We start from the raw sequence: 19,955 nt of genomic DNA, 5'->3' as shown, positions 1-19,955 counted from the left end.
CCTTGCTTCGCAAAGGTCGCGCGGGGGTTTCTTCTGTTCCGACGGCTTGCTCTGCTGCGGCCGTGCTTTTGTCTGGTGGGATTTCGCTGAAACGAAGTCTCGCCTTCGGCGGGCGTGGTAGCCTTTGTCGTTGATTGAACTATTTGTGTAACGAAGGGACAAATATGGCAGCTGCACAGCCGCTTAAGATTCGCATGGTTGCCGGACTTGGCAACCCTGGCGATGAGTATGCCGAGACCCGCCACAACGCTGGCTTCAAAGCAATCGACGAGTTGGCCCGTCAGGCCGGTGTCACGTACTGGAAAAACCAGGCCGGCGGCGAGGTCGCGCTCATCAACATCAACGACCCCGAGGAAGAGGGCGGCAAGCGTCAGATTGTGCTGGTCAAGCCACAGTCGTACATGAATACCTCGGGCGGTCCCATCTCCAAGCTTTGCCGCGAGTACAAAATCAAGGCCGAGGAGCTGCTCGTAATCCACGATGAGCTCGATATTCCCGCCGGCGACGTACGCGTTAAGGTGGGCGGCGGCCATGCTGGCCACAACGGGCTGCGTTCCATCATCGACAAGATGGGCAGCCGCGACTTCAGCCGCATCCGCACCGGCATCGGCAACCCTCCCGGCAAGATGGCTGTCGCCGACTACGTGCTCAAGCAGCTGCGCGCCCGCGAGGCCGAGGACTTCCAGGATACCTGCGCCCGCGCCGCAGACGCCGCCGGCCTGGCGATCGTGCACGGCGTAATCTACGCCCGCGATCACGTCAACGGCGCCGCTTCCGCCAACGGCAAGCACTAAAGCCTACCATTTAGGGACAGGTTTATTTTGGCAGGTTTTATCTGCGGAAACACCTCAGTTGCGGCATCGCAATCAACCGCGCGCCGACATACACACATAGCGCCCCAAAGGGGGCCGGCCTCATCACAACCCGAGGCCGGCCCCCTTTGCCGTTTTACCCGATAAAACTGACCAAAATAAACCTGCCCCTATTTGGTAGGCCAAAGTGGATAGACCCTGCTCCCAACCGCCGAAGATACACGTAAGCGACATGTCCATGAGGGTATAATTTGCACCGTATGTCTGCACAACGCCTGTGCGCGTACGGTTTTATTCGGGCTACCGTCCATTTCCGTGGAGGCACGGTTCGGTCGCCCTAACAAGAGAGGGGTTCTATGTATAAGATCCTGGAGAAGACGCAGTTCTCGGAGAAGGTGTTCAAGTTCCGCATCGAGGCGCCCGCAATCGCCAAGCATGCGCACGCTGGACAGTTCCTCATGGTTCGCGCCAATGAGACGGGCGAGCGTGTCCCGTTTACCTTGGCCGGCTGGAACGGTGACGAGGGCTGGGTCGAGTTCATCTTCATGGTGATCGGCAAGACCACCGAGATGCTTTCCACCTACGAGGCCGGCGAGTCGCTGCGCGACGTCGTGGGCCCGCTGGGCGTTCCCACCGAGATGGCTGAGGGCCCCTGCGCCGTCATTGGCGGCGGCGTCGGCCTGGCAATTGCCTTCCCGGTCGCCAAGCACCTGGTCGAGACCGGTCACGAGGTGCACGCCATCATGGGCGCCCGCACCAAGGACCTCCTGCTCATGGAAGATCAGTTCCGCGAGCTCCTCGACGAGGACCACATCCACATCACCACTGACGACGGTTCCTACGGCGAGCAGGGCGTTGTCACCGCTCCGCTGGAGCGTCTGCTGCAGGACAAGGCCGTGAGCCAGGTCTTCTGCGTCGGCCCCGTTCCGATGATGAAGTTCTCGACCCTCACCGCCCAGAAGTACGACACCCCCATCACCGCGTCGCTCAACCCCATCATGGTTGACGGCACCGGTATGTGCGGCTGCTGCCGCGTCGAGGTGGGCGGCGTGACCAAGTTCGCTTGCGTCGACGGCCCCGACTTCGATGCCACCCTGGTCGACTGGGATGACCTTCGTGCCCGCCAGGCCGCTTACCGTTCCGAAGAGGGCGCGTCCCTCAAGGCCTATGAGGAAAAGAGCTGCGCATGCCACTAGTTAACGGTCGTTTCGTTGCCGATATGAAGTCGCCCCGCACCCCCGATAACGAGGAGCCGGCTGCCGAGCGCGCCTGCGACTTCCGCCCCGTCGACAAGGGCTTCACCGAGGAGATGGCGCTGGCCGAGGCCGAGCGCTGCCTCAACTGCAAGAAGCCGTTCTGTGTTGAGGGCTGCCCCGTCAACATCAACATCCCCCGCTTTATCGAGCAGATCCGCGCGAAGGACTTCGGCGGCGCCCTCGATACCATCCGCGAGGACTCCATGCTTCCCGCCATCTGCGGTCGCGTCTGCCCGCAGGAGAACCAGTGCGAGGGCAAGTGCATCCGTGGTAAGAAGTCCGAGCCCGTGGCCATCGGCCAGCTCGAGCGCTTCCTGGGTGACCGCCCCGAGCTCGCCTCCACGCCCAAGATGGCCCCCAAGAACGGCAAGAAGGTCGCCGTCGTCGGCTCTGGCCCGTCCGGCATCACCTGCGCCGGCGAGCTCGCCCGCAACGGCTTTGACGTCACCGTCTTTGAGGCCTTCTTTACCGGCGGCGGCGTGCTGGTCTATGGCATCCCCGAGTTCCGTCTGCCCAAGGCAGTCGTCAAGCGCGAGATTGACGGCCTGGAGGACATGGGCGTCAAGTTTGAGTACAACTCCGTCGTGGGCAACATGGCCACGGCCGAGGAGCTGTTCGAGCAGGGCTTCGACGCCATCTACGTGGCGACCGGCGCCGGCCTGCCCAAGTTCCTCAACGTCCCCGGCGAGAACCTGCCCAACGTCTTCTTCGCGAACGAGTACCTCACCCGCGTGAACCTGATGAAGGCCAACAAGTTCCCCGAGTACGACACCCCCACCAAGCACGGCAAGAACGTCGTCGTCTTTGGTGGCGGCAACGTGGCTATGGACGCCGTCCGTACCGCCAAGCGTCTGGGCGCCGAGCACGCCATCATCGCCTACCGTCGTACCGAGGACGAGATGCCCTGCCGTCGCGCCGAGCTGCACCATGCCAAGGCCGAGGGCGTCGAGGTTCTGCCGCTCGTCTCCCCGCTCGAGTTTGTCGCCGGCGAGGACGGCTCCGTGTGTGCCGTCAAGGTCCAGAAGATGGAGCTCGGCGAGCCCGACGAGTCCGGTCGCCGTCGTCCGGTGCCCATCGAGGGCGCCATCGAGGAGATCCCCTGCGATGTCGCGATCTCGGCTATCGGCACCAACGCCAACCCCTTCGCAAAGAAGATCGGCGGCAAGATGGAGCTCAACAAGTGGGGCTACATCGTTGCCGACGAGGAGACCGGCCAGACCACCGATCCCCGCATCTGGGCCGGCGGCGACATCGTCACCGGTGCCGCTACGGTCATTCTGGCGATGGGCGCCGGTAAGAAGGCCGCCGCTTCCATCACCAAGAGCCTGCTGGGCGAGTAATCACCTACAGCACTAGCCACCAAACGGCAAAGTCCCCGTCGAGCACACGCCCGGCGGGGACTTTTTCTATACCGACCGCCCCAACCACCACGATGGGGACAGGCACCTTTGTGGTGGTTTGGGACCTGGTCGGTCGTTTTGTCTCAATCTGTAACAAATAGACCCTGTTGAGCCTCGTAGTTGCTACAGATCAAGATATTGTGCGAACATCCGCCTGTTCATCTCAATCTGTAACAGTTAGAGGCCAAATTCCTCGCTAGATGTTACAGATCGAGACGTTAGGTTGGCGGCCGAACAGTTCGTCTCAATCTGTAACACCTGGAGCCGTTTCGGGCAGTTTGGTGTTACAGATTGAGATTTTGCTGAGGCCGAGAACGAGAGCCGCTACCCACCCCTAACGCTTGTGACGCTTGGTTGCGGCGACACCGGCAGCGGCAACGGTTGCACCGGCGATGCCTAGGGCGGCGACCGTCATCGCGGCGGAGTCACCCGTGCCGGCAAGCTCCGTGCCACCGGACTTCTTGCCGTTCTTGCCCTTACCCTTGGACTTGTTCGTCGTCACCGTGGTCGTCGTCGAAGCCGAGCCGCCCGCAGGTACCCCGGTGCCGCCAGAGCCATCCGCACCGCCGCCCTGCTCGCCGTCGCCAGGCGTCGGGTCCGGCTCGGGCGTCGGCTCAGGCGCCGCCTCATCGGTCACCGTAATCGTAATGTTCAGACGCTCGGAATACTCACTGTATGACATGCCAGGGCGCTGTGCCGCAATGCGCACATACATGTTGCTATCGAGCGCAATAGGCTCGATGTACTTTACGCGGCCTTCGTCACGGCAGGGACAGGTGTCGTTGGTGGTGTACCAAATCGTCGCGCCATCCTCGGCCGAAAGCTCCAGCTTCGTGCCCTTGGGCACCGTAATGTAGTTCTCCTTGGGCGACCATGCACCAAACGTCGTCGCACCAATCGTCGCCACCGGTCGCGCCGGTCGCACTGCCTCGGCAGACACGCGAACGTCGACCTGCTTGGACAGCGCCGTACCGTCCACCGCCGCCGTCAACGTCGTCAAACCGGGCAGAGCACCATGCAGTACAAACGTCGCCGCGCCGTCCTCGCCCGTCACGGCCTGGGCGGCATCGACAGAGCAGATAGCCGAGGACTCCAGCCCAACACTAACCTTTGCGCCCGCAAACGGCTTACCCGCCTTATCGGTCACGTGCGCCACCAGCTCAAAGTCACTGCCATCAAGCATGGTCACGGCCTGCTCCACGTTGAGCTTGAGCTTGTCGGCACGAACGCCCACGACAAGCTCGCCACTTGCCCAGCGCGCCATGGCCGTGCCGGCGTAGTTGCGAGCACCGTCGAGCTCAAACGCCACCGTCGAGCCCGCCTCACGCGCATCGGCATAGCGAATACGCAGCACGCGCGACAGCGGCTTGCCATTAGGATCGTCCTGTTTGTCGAGCCACGTATACGTCGCGTCGCCCAAGCCCTGCGCGCACAATGCGACCAGGGCATCGTCGCTCGCATCCATATACTGCGCAAACTCAATCTCGATGCAATCGGTATAGGCATGGGCCGAAGCCACCTCGGGCGCCGTCGTCGACACCAAGCCAATGTTCACCTCAGTCTGAATCGGCGGCACGCGCAGCCAAGCCGAACGCGCCTCCTCATACCCGTCCTTGGTCACGCGCACCTGATACCAGCCGGTCGGCGTATTCCAGTTGTACGCACCGTCCGCACCCGTTGCAAGCGGATTGTCCTGCTCATACTCCTCGGCATCCCAACGCACTGCATTTGTACCGGCCGCATCGTCGGCGCTCCACAGCTCAACCGTCGCGCCTTCAACCGTATTGGACAGCAGGCCCTCGTACACCACGCCCGCAGGGTCGGGTGCAGCCTTGGCAGCCACATTGCGATAACGCGCCTCGAAGATCGACTGCATCTTCTCGTCCGAGATCAAGCCGTCCTTGTTGGCCTTGTAGACCTCGGCATCGGTCAGCTCGCCCCAGTTGACCGTAATACGATTCTGGCACGCGCGCTCCACCTGCTCGCAGGCAACATCGTAGGCGCATTCAGCATTGGTCAGCTTAATCGCGCGCTCCGAACCTACGCTGGTCGAAGCCGCGTCATAGGCAGCGCCCACCACGGTACCCGCCGAACCGGCCGTCAACACGCCGGCGATTGTCATAATGGAGCCCACTGCCACATCGGTGCTGTCGTGGCAGAGTTGGCGATACAGCAGATCCTCAAACGCACGCGCCTTCTCCATGGCGTCACGCAGCGCGTAAATGCACTTCCAATCGTCCTCGGTCTTCTCGGGCTTGGCAAGCAAGCGCGTGTGCTGAAGCTCATAGCCCTCGCGCTCGCCCTTCACCTTCTGCATACGGACGTTCACGTTCTCCCAGTTCTTGCTGGCATCGTTCACGCCGTAAATGCCGGTAAAGATGCCGATGCCCTGGGTCGCCGCGGGAAATGCCTGGCCGGCCGCCTTCCACGCATCGGTCTTAAAGACCTGTCCGAACATCTCGCATTCGATCTTATAGCTCTTGAGCGAACGGATCGTGCGGATGAGCTTCATATGGGCGCTCACGTCGCCGTTGCGCTTCCAGGCCATGAGCCATCCGCGCACCTTGGAGTTGTTGAGGCTATGGACCACATTCCAGTTGTCGTACAGGTTGTCCAGAATGTCGCACTGCATGGCGATCGAGTTAAACAGAAGCGCCTGGTTCTTGTTGTTATTGGAGTTCTCGATAAATTCCGACTCGATATAGGCCGTCTGCTCGCCATCGGGCGCGGCGACCTTAAAGCCCTTGACGGTATCGTCATCAGCCGCCTTGTAGCTCAGCGAGCTGCCGAGCACCTGGCCCAAATCGTTAAACCCGCTCGTCGACTGGCCGTTGTACTCGCTGGCCTTAATGCCCGCACACTTGTTGAGCGCCGCAGCGGTTGCGTCATTCCAGCTTCCGTATTGGTTGAGCTGGCCGATACCCATCGACTGGCCCACCAGATCCTCGGCCTGCTGGGCAATAAACTCCGCTCGCGATGCATGGTCGACGAGCTCCTTGATGGCGGCCGCATCCGCAGCGTTCGCGCCCTGGGCCGCCGCGAGTTCCTGATACCAATCCTCGCTGGTGCCGTAAGCATCCTCAAAGATCATCTTGTCCACATTGACGCCATAGCTGTCGCCCTGCTGGGTCAGCAGCGCCGACGACCCGCCGACCGCGGCCTTGAGCTCAGCCGCAAACTGCGCGGCCTCGTCGTTGCCAGCACCATCACCCTCGCCGTCGCCGGCGGCAGGGGCGCGACGAGCCTTACACGCAGCTCCACCTTGGGCTTCGTCCTCTTTACCGTCCTTGTCCTCTTCGGCAAACGCATCGGCGACCATCTGGTCAATCGCGTCGTTAAAGACCTCGTCGACATCATTAAACGAGTTATCCATCATATACTCGTGCCACTGCTGCACGGCATTCGAGAACTCCTGCTGGCGCTCCTCGGCCGCGGCGGAATGCTTTTTGGCCGAAGCTTTGGCGTCAAAACTCAGCATGGTCATAAGCTGGGCATTGGAGATGCGGTAGGTCTGCGGCATAAAGATTTGCTCAAAGTTGCCGCAGTTCACATAGGTCGAGTCATTCGCCTTGTTAAACTCATTAAGCAGCTTAAGGTAACCCTCGTCCACATACTCCGCCGCATAGCGCACGCGGGTGCCCTCGCGCGACTTTTGAGCCAGAGGAATCGTCACCGTCTTGCCATCCACGCAGTCCACGTACAGGTCGAGCGTGTCGGCGGCCTCTTCGTTTCCCACCTCGAGCGTGATGTCAAAGGTCCAGTAGGCATTCTTCTTTTGTGGCAGATGATGGAAGGTCCACAGGCCCTTGCCGGTGTCCTTGCCGTCCTTGACCAGGTTTTGCGTACCGCCACGATACGTCACATCAAAGTTCCAGACCGAAGCACCCGGAACATAGCGCACATAATTGCGAGCCGTCACCTCTGCGGCAGCGGCGGCGACATCGGTCGAGCCCACGCGCGCTTCGAGCGTCACACGCTCGGCGGCAAGCGTATCCTGCGGCAGTTCGTATTCAATCTTGGCACGGCCGAGTTTATTGGTCTTGCCGGTGTACTTTGCAGCCGACGAGCCCGTCCCCACGGTGAGCTGCACGCTCTTGCCCGGCGCTGCATAAACGTAGGCCACATTGCCCAGCAGGCTGTGAACGTCGGTGTTGTCGACCTCGATGCGCGATCCGCTAACCTCAAGCGTGATGCTTCCCAGCGGCAATGTCACCTCGCCCAGCGTAATAAGCGGCGAGACGGCATAGATGCCCGCGGCCTTAGGCTTAAAGCGCACAAACACATCGGCGCCCGCACTCTTCTTCATATCGAGAACGAGGTTGTCGCCCTCCCAAGTTGTGGCAGCCCACATGGCATCGGAGCTGGCGCCGGCTTCGCGAGCGCCTGCGGACACATCCTCGACGGCATCCTTGGCCAGAGGAATCTCAATCTTGGCAGCCTGGCTGTCCTTGAGCTCGTAATGAATGCGCAGCTCGGTCTCCGCGCCAACGACCGCGGACGAATCAGCGATAACCGAGCCCGCCGTCAGCCCGCGCTCGGCACGATACGTCTCCACGTCAAACGTGGGGACGTCGAGCGTCACGTCGAGCTGTTTGCCGTCCTCAATCTTCACCTGCTTTTGCGCGATATGCTTACCCACGGTCAGCCCTAGGCGGCTAAACGTGGAATAGCTCGTCGCTTGGATGTCGTAGCTCGTCTTGTTAAAGGCGACGATGGTGTACGAACCGGCCTTAAGGCGCGGCGTCTCGGCCTTCATGATAGGCGTGGTGCCATCGTCTTCGTAACCCATCAAATAGGTGACGCCGTCGGCGACTAGCTTGCCGTCGGACGTACGGAACACCAGCACGCGGTTGGCGCCCTGGTAGTCGCCCTTGGTCGTGACCGTCGCCGTGCCCCAGGGTTTCAAGTCGATATCGACCTTGCCGGCCGAAGGCTTCGCCGTCGCCGTCGCCCCACCCAGCTTGAGGCTGTCTTTAGGCTCGAGCGTTATCTCCAGATCCTGGTCCGCGTCGGCAATGGCCTGCGACACCACGAGCGCTGTGCCCTGGATACGGAAGTCGTTTTCCTTGTCACCCTTGGCAGGCTTAAGCGTCTTGCCGCCGCTCTTCACCGTCAGATCGATGTTATCGAGACTATCGAGCTCAATGCGTTCGGTCTTATCCTGGCCTGCGACCGGTTCGAGATAGGCCACATTAAGTTCAATCGCGCGCGAAGCCGGAATCTTGGTAAAGTTCTCAGCCTTAATCTCTCCGATATTCCATGTGCCCGTCATCTGGTCGCCCGGGCGCGCCAGCACCATGTCATAGTAACCGCTGAGCGAAATGCGCAGGGTGGCTGCTGTCTTGGAGAGAGCGTCCGCTGTAAAGCTGCCGTCATCGCCAACCGCCAGCGGCGTGGACTGCCCCGCCTGCATGAGTGTAGCCGTCGCGCTCTGGGGAAGTTTGCCCGTCACCTGGGTCGCCTCGCCCATCCACTCAAACGTGTAGGCAGGCTTCGAGGAATCGACGGAGTCCTTGCGATCGGCCACGGCATCGGCAAGCCTTTTGACCATCGAGGGGTTGCCAGCCGAATCGGTCGCATAGGCATAGATGGTCTGGCCTTCACCAAAGGGAATCGCATACGTTACGCCATCGATTGTCACGCGCTCATTATAGTCTCCCGGATAGCCCGCCTCACCAAACTGAAGATCGGGGTTCATCACGCGCAGGGCAACGGCATTATGGTTCGTCTCGTTTCCGTATCTCGTGTTCTCAAAAGCTCCCCACTCTATCATTTCCACGCTTTTGGGTAGCACAATCTCTTTGCCGGCAATCGCAGGATCAAGAGAGGCGAACGCGAGCGCCCCGATAGATTTGACACCATCGCCAATCGTCACCGACGACACAAAGGAGCACCCGTCAAAGGCATAGCGCTCAATCCGCTCCACCGTGCCCGGCACGTTGATCTGCGTAAAGGTGAGTACCGTTGTGTCCGAGACATAGAACTGCGGCACGCCACAATTGGCGAAGGCACGATAGTCGATAGTCTTAACCGAAGGCGGCAGCGTTGCCACCACATTGTCGTCAAGTTGTTCGCAGCCCTCAAAGGCCTGCTCGGGAATCGTGGTAAAGGCCGCGTTATTGGGCCAGGTCACCGTCTGGAGCGTCTTGCTTCCGGTAAACGCATTCCAGCCCAGTTCCTCAACCGAATCGGGCAGTGCGATTTCCTTGATGCTGCTGCCGCCCAAACCGCCCACAGAGCAGATATGCGAATCGGGGGCAAACGTAATTGATGTGAGCGCAACGTTTCCCATGCCCTTAAGACTCACGACATTTTTGCCGTCGATGGTCGAGGGCACCTCCAACGTGGTAATGCCCGCGTCGCCATACTCGATAGAAATTTCGTTGGTGAGGTTATCGATCGAGAAGTAGTACTGCGCGGGGGTCTGCTCGCCGGCCACGTAGCCATCGTCGTATTCACCCTTTACGCCCGTAGTGCCCTTCGAGGTTGCCCAGAGTCCAAGTTCCTCGTTCCAGGTTGCCTCGGCACCGGAAGCCTCCTCTTGCTTCTGCTGCTCGGCGAGTTCCTTGCCCTCGACAAGATCAGTGGCGAGCGTACCCGCAGGTGTGCTCTCGGTCTGCCCGGCGCCCGTTAGGCCCGCCGCCGATGCAATCTCGGAGGGCGGGGGCGTAGGGGTATCACCGCTATCGAGCACTGTGGGGTCGGCGGCGCCGGCATCGGGCGCGGGGTCGGCGGAAGCAGAGTCTGACGTTTGGGCGTCAGCCGAATCGGCGGGAGCGGCGTCGGCTGCTTGGCCGTTATCCGTCTGCACAAAAGTGCCGTCGGTGTTGAGGGCCTCAGCAAACGCGCCCGCGGGAAACGAACCCGTCACCATCGCGAGGGTCACCGTGGCAACCGTCAGCCGTCGGCAAAGCGCTCGAGCAGTAGCCCACCTCATGGTCGTTCCTTTCCTGCAAACCAAAAGTCATCCAGCGTAATCGTTGTTCAAAAACAAAGCGAACGGTAGGTTCATATATACGAACCTACCGTTCTACCTGCGCAAACCACCGCAAAGGGGACAGGCACCTTTGCGGTGGTTCTGGACTCGGCCGGCCAGTTTGTCTCGATCTGTAACAGTTAGAGGTCAAATTCCCCGCCTGGTGTTACAGATCGAGACATTAGATTGACGGCCATTCGGTTCATCTCAATCTGTAACATCTAGGGCCGTTTTGACTGGCTTGGTGTTACAGATTGAGATTTTGCTAAAGCCGAGGATGGGCGCCGCCGCCAAAACCTAACGCTTGCGGCGCTTGGTTGCGGCGATGCCGGCGGCGGCTACGGTTGCGCCGGCGATGCCTAGGGCGGCGACCGTCATCGCGGTGGTATCCCCCGTGGTAGCCAGGACAGCATCGCCCTTCTTGGCCTGCGTGGTTTTCTCAACCGTCTTGGCCGTGGTGGTTGTCGTGACCGGTTTAGCCGCGGGCTTGGTCTCGGGCTTCACCTCGGGCTTGGGCTCAGGCTTGACCTCAGGCTGCGGCGCGGGCTTTTCGGGGTCGACCGGAGCCGGCGTGGCCTCGGGCGTAAACGTCAGATCGGTGTTGAGCCACAGAGTGAAGATACAGCCGCTCTCGGGATCAACTACACTCGCTTCGCCCATCTGGTAGCCGCACTCCTGGCCGTTGATCACCAGCTTGGTGTTGGGCGTAAAGTAGAATCCGCGCGCGGGCTTGAGGTAGATACCGTAGCGATAGGTCACGCCAGGTTTAAAGGCGTCGATGTGGTTCGTGATGTTCTGATCCCAGAACTTCTGAGAGTTCACTTCGCTGCCGTCGCTACCCGTCCAGTACTCACACTGAGGAAGGGAGTTGGAGCCCGTCGGAACATTCGCCGTAAAGACCGGCTTATCGCCCGCCCTGAAGGTGGTCGTGGCGCCGTTGATCTCTATAACGTCGATGGCCCGCCATTCGTCGATCGGCTGCTCGCACAGCATATTGTCAGCGTTTGGCGCGAAGACGCCATTGACGGTCTTGATGTGGTGCGTCCAATGGCCGTTGACGTACATCATGCAGTCATTGCCCACGGTATTGTCGCCCTTGAGCCTCAGCTCGACGGAATACATGTAGAACTTGCCCTCTTCGAAGTGTTCGATCCTCCTCGCGCCCGTCGGATACTTGGCGGGATCGGAATACCAGAAGGCAACGGGCGTGAGCTCCGCGGGGTCGCTGCCATCCATCTCCTCCCAGCACTCGTAGGCGATCTCGTACTTGTCGGCGTCAGCAGCGGGAATCGTCGCGGTCGCGCGGGGCGCCTCGCCGGGCGCGTAGTTGGTCTTCACGTCGTTGACGTTCAGGTTATGGAGGGCTTCGTTTTCTGACGCAACGAGCGTAATTTCGCTATTGATGGCGTAGCGGAGGTAATAATCGTACCTGGTTTCGTTGAGGATAGTCGAGCTGCCTTCATAGTCAGTTCCGGTATACTCCAGTGCCGTGCCAATATAGAGAGCCTCATTGCGCGTGAGTCGATACGAGCCGCCTGCCGCGCCACCCGTAAAGGTCAGCGTCAGCCTCATGTGATTGCCAACGGGTTCGAAGCGAGCCGTCACGTCGGACATGGACGCATCCTGAACTTCGACCAGAATGCCCGAAGCGGCATCGGCCCTGTAGTACTTAACCTCGACGACTTCGCTCGCAAGCGTTTCTGGAATGCCACCCTCTACATCGAGAAAATCGTGGGTATACGGCTGGCCCTTTTTGAGTGTGACCTTGCTCGGAAGCGCGCAGTCCGTATAGTGGGGGACCACGGTCGTGTTGACCCTAACGTCGCTGCCGCCAACAACATCGGTCACACCGCAGGGCATGATGGCGTTGTTTGCCGGCGTGGCGGCGTTGTCGCTGGGAGTATTTTGTTCAGCGGGTGCCGCATCGTTGGATTCATCGGTGGCGCCAGTCGGGGCCGTCTGCTGAGGCTCAGCGGTGGCTTGCGCCGCCGGAGCAGCATCGGTTGCAGGCGCGGTCGTTGCGGCCGCATCCTCCGCAACCGTCGGCGTCACCGGAGCCGCGGCAACCTCATCCGTCCCAGCGGCGGGATCGGCGCATTCCGTCGACAGCGCCACGCTCGGCAGCAGCAACTGACCGACCATAAGCGCACACGCGCCGGCGCAAGCGATTTTGGCACCCACACAACGCCAAGTACCGTGAACCAGCGAGCAGGTGCGCTCACGCTGAGTTTGCTTATCGAAGTGACTTCCGTTCATAACGGCCTCCTTGGTCGTAGGGACATACCGCCACAAAGGTGCCTGTCCCCTTTGCGGTGGTTCTGTACCACCAAGATGTGCCAAATGACTCCGTATGCCTAGGTTCGTAGATGTGAACCTAGGCCTCTACCTGCGGTTTAATTCAATATGATTTCGCCATCGCCACACTCGTCCCGGGAACGCTACAATCGAGGACACGATTATTCGTCCACCCAAAGGACCGTCCTTGAACCTGAGCAGGTCTAAAATCAACGCGCTTCTGGCGCTCGCGCTCTTCACCTTCGCCTTCCTTGCCGCCGAGTTTCGCTTCGATATCAATATCGGGCTACTCGCCGGCGCCGAGCGCGTTGTGCTCGCACAGGGCTTTATTCTGGGCGCGAGCGTGCTCGGCTTTATCGGGTACGCTCCGTTGCTTGAGCACGCGCAGCACAAAGGCCAGCCTCAGGCAGTTGTCAGTGCCGCCGTCCCCATCGCCATCTTGGGGTTGACTCAGATTCAGTCCCCCACGAGCCCGCTTGCCCTCGAGATTCTGGGCTGCCTCGCATTCCTCGGACTCGGCCTGTTGGGCGCCGCTACGCACTACGCCTTTTCACTGGCGTTTCAAGACGATCCCAAGCTCGCCACCGGCGCGGGAGCGGCCTATGCCGCGGGCATCCTGATGCAGTTCGCCGTCAACCTGCTCAATTGCGGCGGCATCGCAGAGCTCATCGTCCTTGGCACAGTGACTATCGCCATCCCCGCCCTCAGCGCCGTTCCCCTAAAGGCTGCCGAGAGTCCCAATCCCACCGTCAGCCCCTTTGCCGAGCCCTCACACGCCCTCGCCAAGCAGGCATGTTGGAGCATCGCGCTCGTCATGATTCTTGCCTGCTTGTTCTCGACCCTCGACAACGTGGTCACGCTCTCCAACGCCCACGGCACCATCGCCGTACAGACCTGGCCGCGCCTCTTTTTGGCGGCAAGCGGCCTTGCCGCCGGTCTTATCTTTGATCTTGCCGAACGTCGCTACATGGGTCTCATCATGCTCGGCGTCACGGCACTTTCCACCATCTCGATCTTGGCCGTGGAAGCCGGCGCCGACCCCAACCTGGGCCTTGTCGTCTTTTATCTGAGTTCGGGCTTTTTTGTCACGTTCTTTACCGCCACGTTTACGCAGCTGGCGCCGCGCATGCATACGCCCGCACTGTGGGCTGGCATGGGCCGCGCAGCCAACAACGTGTGTGCGTTCACTACGTCGGGCATCTCGCTGGCACTTGTGACCTCGGGCAATGTCGCCCTCATCATGATCGGCGCGCTCATGCTGCTTGTGGCGGCGAGTGTGGCGTTTGTAGCCGCGGGCCTGTTCCGCCTGCCCCAAACCGAGCAGGAGCGCGAGCGCGAGCAGCTGGCAGAAGAAGCACTCGCCGCCCCCACCATCGAGGAGCAACGCCAGGCCTTCATCGCCAACCACGCTCTCACCCCGCGCGAAGTCGACGTGCTCATAGCCGTGACCCAGGATGAACGCCCGCTCAAGCAGGTCGCCGAGGAGCTCGGTATCTCGATGCGCATGGTGCAGCGCCACCTGAGCTCTATCTACCAAAAGACCGACACGCAGACGCGCGCCGGTCTCACCAAGGCCTTCCCCTCCGCCTAAAACAAAAACCACCACAAAGGTGCCTGTCCCCTTTGTGGTGGTTTTTGGTCGGTTAAGCCTCGAGTTGCGCCACTTTGTAGCGGTAGGCGGCGGCGATAACGTCTTTACAGCCCTCGCGTCCCAACTTGGCGCGGTTGACGACGATGTCTTTGCCGCTCGTCATCTTCCACTTTCCGGCGCTGTAGCGCTTGTAGAACGCCTCGCGCGCCTTCTGCTGCTGCTTGACCAGCTTGGCGCCCTTCTTTTTGTTAAGTCCACGCTTCTTGCGCACGATCTCGACGCGGTCCTCAAAGGGTGCGGTCACCAACACGGCAATATGGTTGGGGTTGTTACGCAGCAGGTAATCGGACAGGCGACCTTCAATAATGCAGCTCTCGGTCTCGCCCAGATCCAAAATCACCTGGCTCATCTTTTGGAACAACTTGTCCGAGTACGAGCGCGCATCGTAGCGGTCAGGCAGGAACGCCATGTTCTCCACGGCCAGACGTTCGTCATAGGCGGCCATCTTATCGAGCGACTCGCCCGCGCGCAGAGACGCGCGCACCAGCAGCTCGTTGTCGTACAGCGGAATCCCCAACTCGTCGGCAAGCATGCGACCAATCTCGTGGCCCTCGGCGCCAAAGTCGCGCGCGATGGTAATGACCACAGGATTCTTCTTGTTCTCCAGATCGCTCATCGCGATTCCTTTCTCTATGTGGCAAAGGGGCTGTCCCTTTGCCACATTCTACGCTGCCACCATTCGCCTCTGATATGCGCGAACCAGCAGCGAGATACCAAAGTTGAGCACAAAGTACATCGCAAACACCAGGCCGTAGAGCATAAGCACCTGCGACAGGTCGATCGCGTGGGCCATCACGACGTTTGCCGTGTACATGAGCTCGGCCACGTTAATGCCCGAAAGATACGAGCTGTCCTTGATGACGGTCGTGCACTGGCTAAACAGCGCCGGAATGATCGTCTTAAATGTCTGCGGCAGAATGATGTAGCGCATGGTGGCAAAGAAGCCGAAGCCCTGGCTCTGCGCCGCCTCAAACTGGCCGCGCGGAATCGAGTTGAGGCCGCCGCGCACAATCTCAGCCATAACAGCGCTGGTAAACAGCGTAAAGGCGATGGTCGAAATCACAATGTCCAAACCCTGCACCGTAAAGTAGATAAACAGAATCCACAGCAGGTTTGGCGTGCAGCGGAACAGCTCGATATAGGCGCTCACCAAAATACGGAACGGGCGGGGCGCATAGCTCTTAACAAGCGCCAGCACCGTGCCAAAGATGAGCGAGAAAAAGATCGACAGCGCCGAGATCTCGATCGTCTTAACAAAGCCGCCCCAAATGTAGAGCAGGTTGGTCGCGTTGAAGATTTCCATGCGCTAGGCCTCCTCTACGTTGTCGAGCCCCAGCTCGGCCAGGCTCACGCCGCGCGGGCGCTCCTTGGAGCGGCGCTCGAGCCACTGCACCAGCATGGCGAGCGGAAAGCAGATGATGAAGTACATAAGGCAGCAGACGATGTATCCCTGCAGGTAACCGTACAGACTCACAAAGTTGTCGGAACGGTACATAAGGTCGCCGCCGGCCACGAGCGCCAGCACCGACGTGTTCTTGACCAGGTTGAGCGCCTGGTTACACAGCGGCGGCAGAATGATCTTGAACGTCTGGGGCAGCACGATGTACCAGTACGCCTGCGCACGGGTAAAGCCCTGGCTCTGGGCCGCCTCCATCTGACCGCGCGGAACCGCCTCGATACCAGTGCGGATGACCTCCGAAATGTAGGCCGCGTGATACAGGCCCACACCCAAGAAGCCCAGCACGAACGGCGCGATGCGCACCGGCTGGTCGGCACCGGTTATGGCCTGCAAAAACTGCGGACCGGCCATGTACATAAAGAGCACCTGCACGGGCAACGGGGTGTTCTGGTAAAACTCCACGTACACGCGGCTTATGGCGCGCAGCACGCGCGAGCGAGTGGTAGAGAACACGCCCAGCAGCGTGCCCAGCACCAGCGACAGCAGCAGACCGGCAACGACCACTTGCAGCGTCACGCCAAAGCCCTCCCAGAAGGGCCCCATGTTTTGAAATGTCGTCGACCAACGGTCGGCGTCAAATAATCCTTCGAGCATTTGATTCCTTCCTTGGACGATGCGCCTATACAAGACCCCAGGTCTTGACCTCTTGGTCGAGCCAGCCATCGGCCAGGCGATCGCAAATCACCTGATCGACCACGGCCGAAAGGTCGCAGCCCTTCTTGGTCGCCACGCCGTAGCCTTGCTCGCCAAACTTGACCTCGGGCTGCAACAGCTCAACGGTCTCGTTCATGTAACCGGCCAGCGTGGAGCGGTCCATGGCAAAAACGTCGATATTGCCGGCGTCGAGCGAACTCTTGATGATGGGGTAGCCGCTAAAGGCCCTAAACTCGGGCTTGCAGCTAAAGCCGTTGTCCTTGATCATCTGCTCGATCAGACCCTGCGTGGTAGCACCCTGGCTCACGCCGATGATCTTGCCGTCCAGGTCCTCAATCGAGGTAAAGCCCGAACGCTTCTTGACCATGAGTCCCACGTAGTCGGTGCGGTACGGCGTCGAGAAATCCCAGCTCTTCTTGCGCTCGTCGGTGATGGTGTAGGTCGCAGCGACCACGTCGAGTTGGCCGTTATCGATCAGCGGACCGCGTGTCTTGGGCGTTACGTCGGTAAACTCGACAAGCTCCTGGGCGCGGGCCTCCTTATAGCTCACGCCAAAGACGGCAGCGGCGATCTGGTAGCACAAATCGACTTCCATGCCCTCAAAGCGACCCTTGGCGGTGTCGTAATAGCCATAGCCGGGAACGTCCTTCTTAACGCCGGCATTCAGATGGCCACGCGACTTGATGGCCACAAGCTTAGAGCCCTTGTCGGAGCCCTCGCCGCTGGTGGAGTTGCCGCAACCGGTAAGCGCGGTCCCCGTCAGCGCAAGCATGCTGGCGCCAGCCAGCTGCAAAAAGTGACGGCGCGACACGGCCGCCCTCGTCATATCCGTCATGTCCATCACCGCGCCTAGTGCAGAATCTTGGACAGGAACTCACGGCAGCGCGGGTTCTCGGGGTTATCGAAGAAGTGCTCGGGCGTGCCCTCCTCCAGGATGCGGCCGTCCTCCATAAAGATGACGCGGTCGGCCACCTGGCGCGCAAAGCCCATCTCGTGCGTCACGCAGATCATGGTGATGTCCTCCTGCGCGAGCTCAATCATAACGTCCAGAACCTCCTGGACCATCTCGGGGTCGAGCGCCGAGGTCGGCTCGTCAAACAGGATGATGGGCTGCTTGGTGCACAGGGCACGGGCGATGGCGATGCGCTGCTGCTGACCGCCCGAGAGATTCTGCGGATACTCGCCGGCCTTATGCGCCATGCCGACGCGCTTGAGCGCGGCGATGGCGATCTCGGTCGCCTCCTCCTTGCTCTTCTTTTGCAGCTTGATGGGCGCGAGCGTCAGGTTGCCCAGCACCGTCATGTTGGGATACAGGTTGAACTGCTGGAACACCATGGAACTATACTTGCGAGCCATCTCCAGGTGATTCTTTTTGGTGAGCGGCGTACCGTCGATGACGACCTCGCCCGATGTGGGCTCCTCCAGATAATCGACGCAACGGATGAGCGTCGACTTACCCGAACCGGAAGGCCCGATCATTACGAGCTTCTCGCCGCGCTTGACGGTGAGATTGATATCTTTGAGCACATGCAGGTCGCCAAAGTACTTGTTGAGATGCTTGATCTCGATCATGTCTGCCATGAATGTCCCTTCCCTGCGTTTACACGAGTTGAACTATTGTACGGAAAGAACCACGTTTCCGCAGCCCACACTACATTCCCGTAAAGAACCCGCAACCTTCCACCCACTCATTGGGGACAGGCTTAAATGAGTACCCGCTCATTGGGCACTCATTTAAGTCTGTCCCCAATGAGCGCCAAAATAATACAACCGCCCTTGTTGAGCATAAGTCAGACACTATGACCCAATCCGAGGGCACTAAAAAGATAGGAGCCCCCGCTCGTGACCGCGGGTCGGGGCTGCGACAATGATGTTGAAGTGCCATAGGCGCAGCCGCGCCGCAACGAGGTTGGGAGGCTCCCATGCCAAAGTATTCTACCGCGTTCGGGATGGACGTCCACCTGAGGTCGACCACCGTCTGCGCCCTCGACGCGGACACCGGCGAGGCCGTGACGAGGAGGTTCCCCGGCAACCCCTGGGGCGAGATCGCCGGGTGGATGGATGGGTTCCCCGGGCCGTCGCTCGCGGCCTACGAGAGCGGCTACCTCGGCTTCGCCCCGCAAAGGGAGCTCGCCGGGCTCGGCGTCGAGTGCGTCGTCGCCGCGGTCTCGAAGATCCCCAGGTCGGCCGCCGACTCGGCCTCCAAGAACGACAGGAACGACGCCGCCAGGATGGCCAAGGCGATACTCGCCCACGACATCTCCCCCGTATGGATCCCCTCCCCCGAGGTCGAAGGCATCAGGGACCTCGCCGGCGCCTACGACGGGGCGACCGCGCGCCTGGCGACCGCCAAGCAGCGGCTGCTCGCCTTCCTCGCAAAGCGAGGGTTCGTCTACGGCGGCACCACGCCCGCCGGCAACCCGAGGAAGTACTGGACCTACGACTTCCTGAGGTGGCTCGACAAGGTCAGGCCGGAGGACGATGGCGGGGTTCGGACGCTCGCCGCCCTGAGGAACGAGGTCGAGGCCGCGGCGGAGGCCCGGGCGGACCTGCTCTCCGAGTACAGGGCCGCCGTGGATGCCAGCCCGATCGCCGCGGAGGTGGCCGCCCTCCAGTCGATCAAGGGCTGCGCCTTCGCGCTGGCCGCAGCCTTCTCGGCCGAGGTCGGCGACTTCACGAGGTTCCGTTCCGGAAGGCAGGTCACGGCCTATTTCGGCCTCGCGCCGAGTCAGAGGTCGAGTGGCGACTCCGTGCGGCTCGGAGGCATCAGCGGTGCGGGCAACGCGCTCGTGAGGAAGCTGGCCGTTGAGGGTTCATGGTGCTACGCCGCGGCACGGCACCAGCCGAAGCTCATGCCAAGGGACACGGGCGTGCCCCTCGAGATAAGGATGCACGGGAGGAAGGGGTCCGAGCGGCTCCTGCGGCGGCGCAAGGAGATGCTCGCCCGCGGCGTGCCCGCGGCGAAGGCCAACGCGGCCACCGCGGCCGAGCTCGTGAGGTGGCTCTGGGCCCTCGGCATGATGTGCCGGGAGGGCGCGGAATAGACATAGCCCCCGTCCCGGCGAGCCGGGCGGCCTTCGGGGATACCCCCTATTTCGCTGTGCGCGCGGAGCCCTCCGCATGCGCCTCGACAGACTTGGGGAACCCCGCCGAAGGAACGGAGTGCGGGCCGACAGAACGGTATCCGCGGATATGAGACTGAGCCGAAGGCGTCGACGACATGCCGGGGGCGGACCGGGACGGGTTCAACGGCAGGCCCCGCCGACCGATTGCAAGCGGTCGGCGGGGCCATTGTGGCTCTTGACAGCGGATTGGGTCATATGAGCGAAAGCCCGCCAGAGCGAGCAAGGTGCCTTGAAGCGAGGAGGCATTGACCTTCTGGTCATGCCGCCGAAGCTGAACGTCAGATTGCCGCGTGTACGGGTTTGCAGCGTCGAGCCGTTACGCGGTTT

At 61.0% G+C, this 19,955-nt stretch carries 12 protein-coding genes; 5 read left to right on the top strand and 7 right to left on the bottom strand.

Annotated features, from left to right (window positions below):
• Positions 1-164: 164 nt before the first annotated feature.
• The 3 genes from pth to gltA all read left to right on the top strand — a co-directional run bounded on the left by pth (position 165) and on the right by gltA (position 3,408).
• The gene (gene pth / locus ACKUUJ_RS02145; RefSeq protein WP_409064498.1) at positions 165-794 is read left to right on the top strand and encodes an aminoacyl-tRNA hydrolase; all 630 of its coding nucleotides are present in this window, start codon (positions 165-167) and stop codon (positions 792-794) included.
• Positions 795-1,168: 374 nt separating this feature from the next.
• A complete protein-coding gene (locus tag ACKUUJ_RS02140; RefSeq protein WP_117647773.1) occupies positions 1,169-2,008 on the top strand; it encodes a sulfide/dihydroorotate dehydrogenase-like FAD/NAD-binding protein in 840 nt (279 codons plus the stop codon).
• Complete coding sequence (gene gltA, locus ACKUUJ_RS02135; RefSeq protein WP_022094914.1) at positions 1,999-3,408, top strand: NADPH-dependent glutamate synthase; 1,410 nt, start codon at positions 1,999-2,001, stop codon at positions 3,406-3,408. Before ACKUUJ_RS02140 ends, gltA begins: the two co-directional genes overlap by 10 nt.
• A 394-nt stretch (positions 3,409-3,802) precedes the next feature.
• Here gltA and ACKUUJ_RS02130 read toward each other — a convergent pair whose 3' ends face one another.
• Complete coding sequence (locus ACKUUJ_RS02130; protein WP_409064497.1) at positions 3,803-10,405, bottom strand: leucine-rich repeat protein; 6,603 nt, start codon at positions 10,403-10,405, stop codon at positions 3,803-3,805.
• A gap of 336 nt (positions 10,406-10,741) precedes the next feature.
• A complete protein-coding gene (locus tag ACKUUJ_RS02125; RefSeq protein ID WP_409064496.1) occupies positions 10,742-12,700 on the bottom strand; it encodes an LPXTG cell wall anchor domain-containing protein in 1,959 nt (652 codons plus the stop codon).
• Positions 12,701-12,926: 226 nt separating this feature from the next.
• On the opposite strand from ACKUUJ_RS02125, the gene ACKUUJ_RS02120 reads away from it, so the two are divergent.
• The gene (locus tag ACKUUJ_RS02120) at positions 12,927-14,330 is read left to right on the top strand and encodes a helix-turn-helix transcriptional regulator (RefSeq protein WP_409064495.1); all 1,404 of its coding nucleotides are present in this window, start codon (positions 12,927-12,929) and stop codon (positions 14,328-14,330) included.
• 52 nt (positions 14,331-14,382) lie between these two features.
• On the opposite strand, the gene ACKUUJ_RS02115 is transcribed toward ACKUUJ_RS02120, so the two are convergent.
• From ACKUUJ_RS02115 to ACKUUJ_RS02095, 5 genes are read right to left on the bottom strand one after another with little or no spacing between them, the layout of a single operon-like run.
• Positions 14,383-15,006 carry an AAA family ATPase gene (locus tag ACKUUJ_RS02115; protein ID WP_117759545.1) on the bottom strand — a complete coding sequence of 208 codons (624 nt, stop codon included), beginning with the start codon at positions 15,004-15,006 and terminating at the stop codon, positions 14,383-14,385.
• A gap of 48 nt (positions 15,007-15,054) precedes the next feature.
• Positions 15,055-15,693 (bottom strand): amino acid ABC transporter permease, encoded by a 639-nt coding sequence (locus tag ACKUUJ_RS02110; RefSeq protein ID WP_006235796.1) that lies wholly within the window; start codon positions 15,691-15,693, stop codon positions 15,055-15,057.
• Positions 15,694-15,696: 3 nt separating this feature from the next.
• Positions 15,697-16,443 carry an amino acid ABC transporter permease gene (locus tag ACKUUJ_RS02105; RefSeq protein WP_035136546.1) on the bottom strand — a complete coding sequence of 249 codons (747 nt, stop codon included), beginning with the start codon at positions 16,441-16,443 and terminating at the stop codon, positions 15,697-15,699.
• Positions 16,444-16,468: 25 nt separating this feature from the next.
• The gene (locus ACKUUJ_RS02100) at positions 16,469-17,344 is read right to left on the bottom strand and encodes a transporter substrate-binding domain-containing protein (RefSeq protein ID WP_390396310.1); all 876 of its coding nucleotides are present in this window, start codon (positions 17,342-17,344) and stop codon (positions 16,469-16,471) included.
• Positions 17,345-17,352: 8 nt separating this feature from the next.
• Positions 17,353-18,084 carry an amino acid ABC transporter ATP-binding protein gene (locus ACKUUJ_RS02095; RefSeq protein ID WP_022094215.1) on the bottom strand — a complete coding sequence of 244 codons (732 nt, stop codon included), beginning with the start codon at positions 18,082-18,084 and terminating at the stop codon, positions 17,353-17,355.
• Between the two features lie 341 nt (positions 18,085-18,425).
• On the opposite strand from ACKUUJ_RS02095, the gene ACKUUJ_RS02090 reads away from it, so the two are divergent.
• Complete coding sequence (locus ACKUUJ_RS02090; protein WP_349089033.1) at positions 18,426-19,547, top strand: IS110 family transposase; 1,122 nt, start codon at positions 18,426-18,428, stop codon at positions 19,545-19,547.
• Positions 19,548-19,955 lie beyond the last annotated feature (408 nt).

The sequence above is a fragment of the Collinsella sp. wc0583 genome (assembly GCF_046116915.1).
GTDB lineage: Bacteria > Actinomycetota > Coriobacteriia > Coriobacteriales > Coriobacteriaceae > Collinsella.
This window is presented reverse-complemented; position numbering and strand designations above follow the sequence as displayed.

What these genes read in the sequence shown, in the direction of transcription:
- pth (WP_409064498.1), top strand. Translation starts at nt 165, where the DNA reads ATGGCAGCTGCACAGCCGCTTAAGATTCGCATGGTTGCCGGACTTGGC.
- ACKUUJ_RS02115 (WP_117759545.1), bottom strand. Translation starts at nt 15,006, where the DNA reads ATGAGCGATCTGGAGAACAAGAAGAATCCTGTGGTCATTACCATCGCG.
- gltA (WP_022094914.1), top strand. Translation starts at nt 1,999, where the DNA reads ATGCCACTAGTTAACGGTCGTTTCGTTGCCGATATGAAGTCGCCCCGC.
- ACKUUJ_RS02095 (WP_022094215.1), bottom strand. Translation starts at nt 18,084, where the DNA reads ATGGCAGACATGATCGAGATCAAGCATCTCAACAAGTACTTTGGCGAC.
- ACKUUJ_RS02125 (WP_409064496.1), bottom strand. Translation starts at nt 12,700, where the DNA reads ATGAACGGAAGTCACTTCGATAAGCAAACTCAGCGTGAGCGCACCTGC.
- ACKUUJ_RS02105 (WP_035136546.1), bottom strand. Translation starts at nt 16,443, where the DNA reads ATGCTCGAAGGATTATTTGACGCCGACCGTTGGTCGACGACATTTCAA.
- ACKUUJ_RS02090 (WP_349089033.1), top strand. Translation starts at nt 18,426, where the DNA reads ATGCCAAAGTATTCTACCGCGTTCGGGATGGACGTCCACCTGAGGTCG.
- ACKUUJ_RS02110 (WP_006235796.1), bottom strand. Translation starts at nt 15,693, where the DNA reads ATGGAAATCTTCAACGCGACCAACCTGCTCTACATTTGGGGCGGCTTT.
- ACKUUJ_RS02130 (WP_409064497.1), bottom strand. Translation starts at nt 10,405, where the DNA reads ATGAGGTGGGCTACTGCTCGAGCGCTTTGCCGACGGCTGACGGTTGCC.
- ACKUUJ_RS02140 (WP_117647773.1), top strand. Translation starts at nt 1,169, where the DNA reads ATGTATAAGATCCTGGAGAAGACGCAGTTCTCGGAGAAGGTGTTCAAG.
- ACKUUJ_RS02100 (WP_390396310.1), bottom strand. Translation starts at nt 17,344, where the DNA reads ATGGACATGACGGATATGACGAGGGCGGCCGTGTCGCGCCGTCACTTT.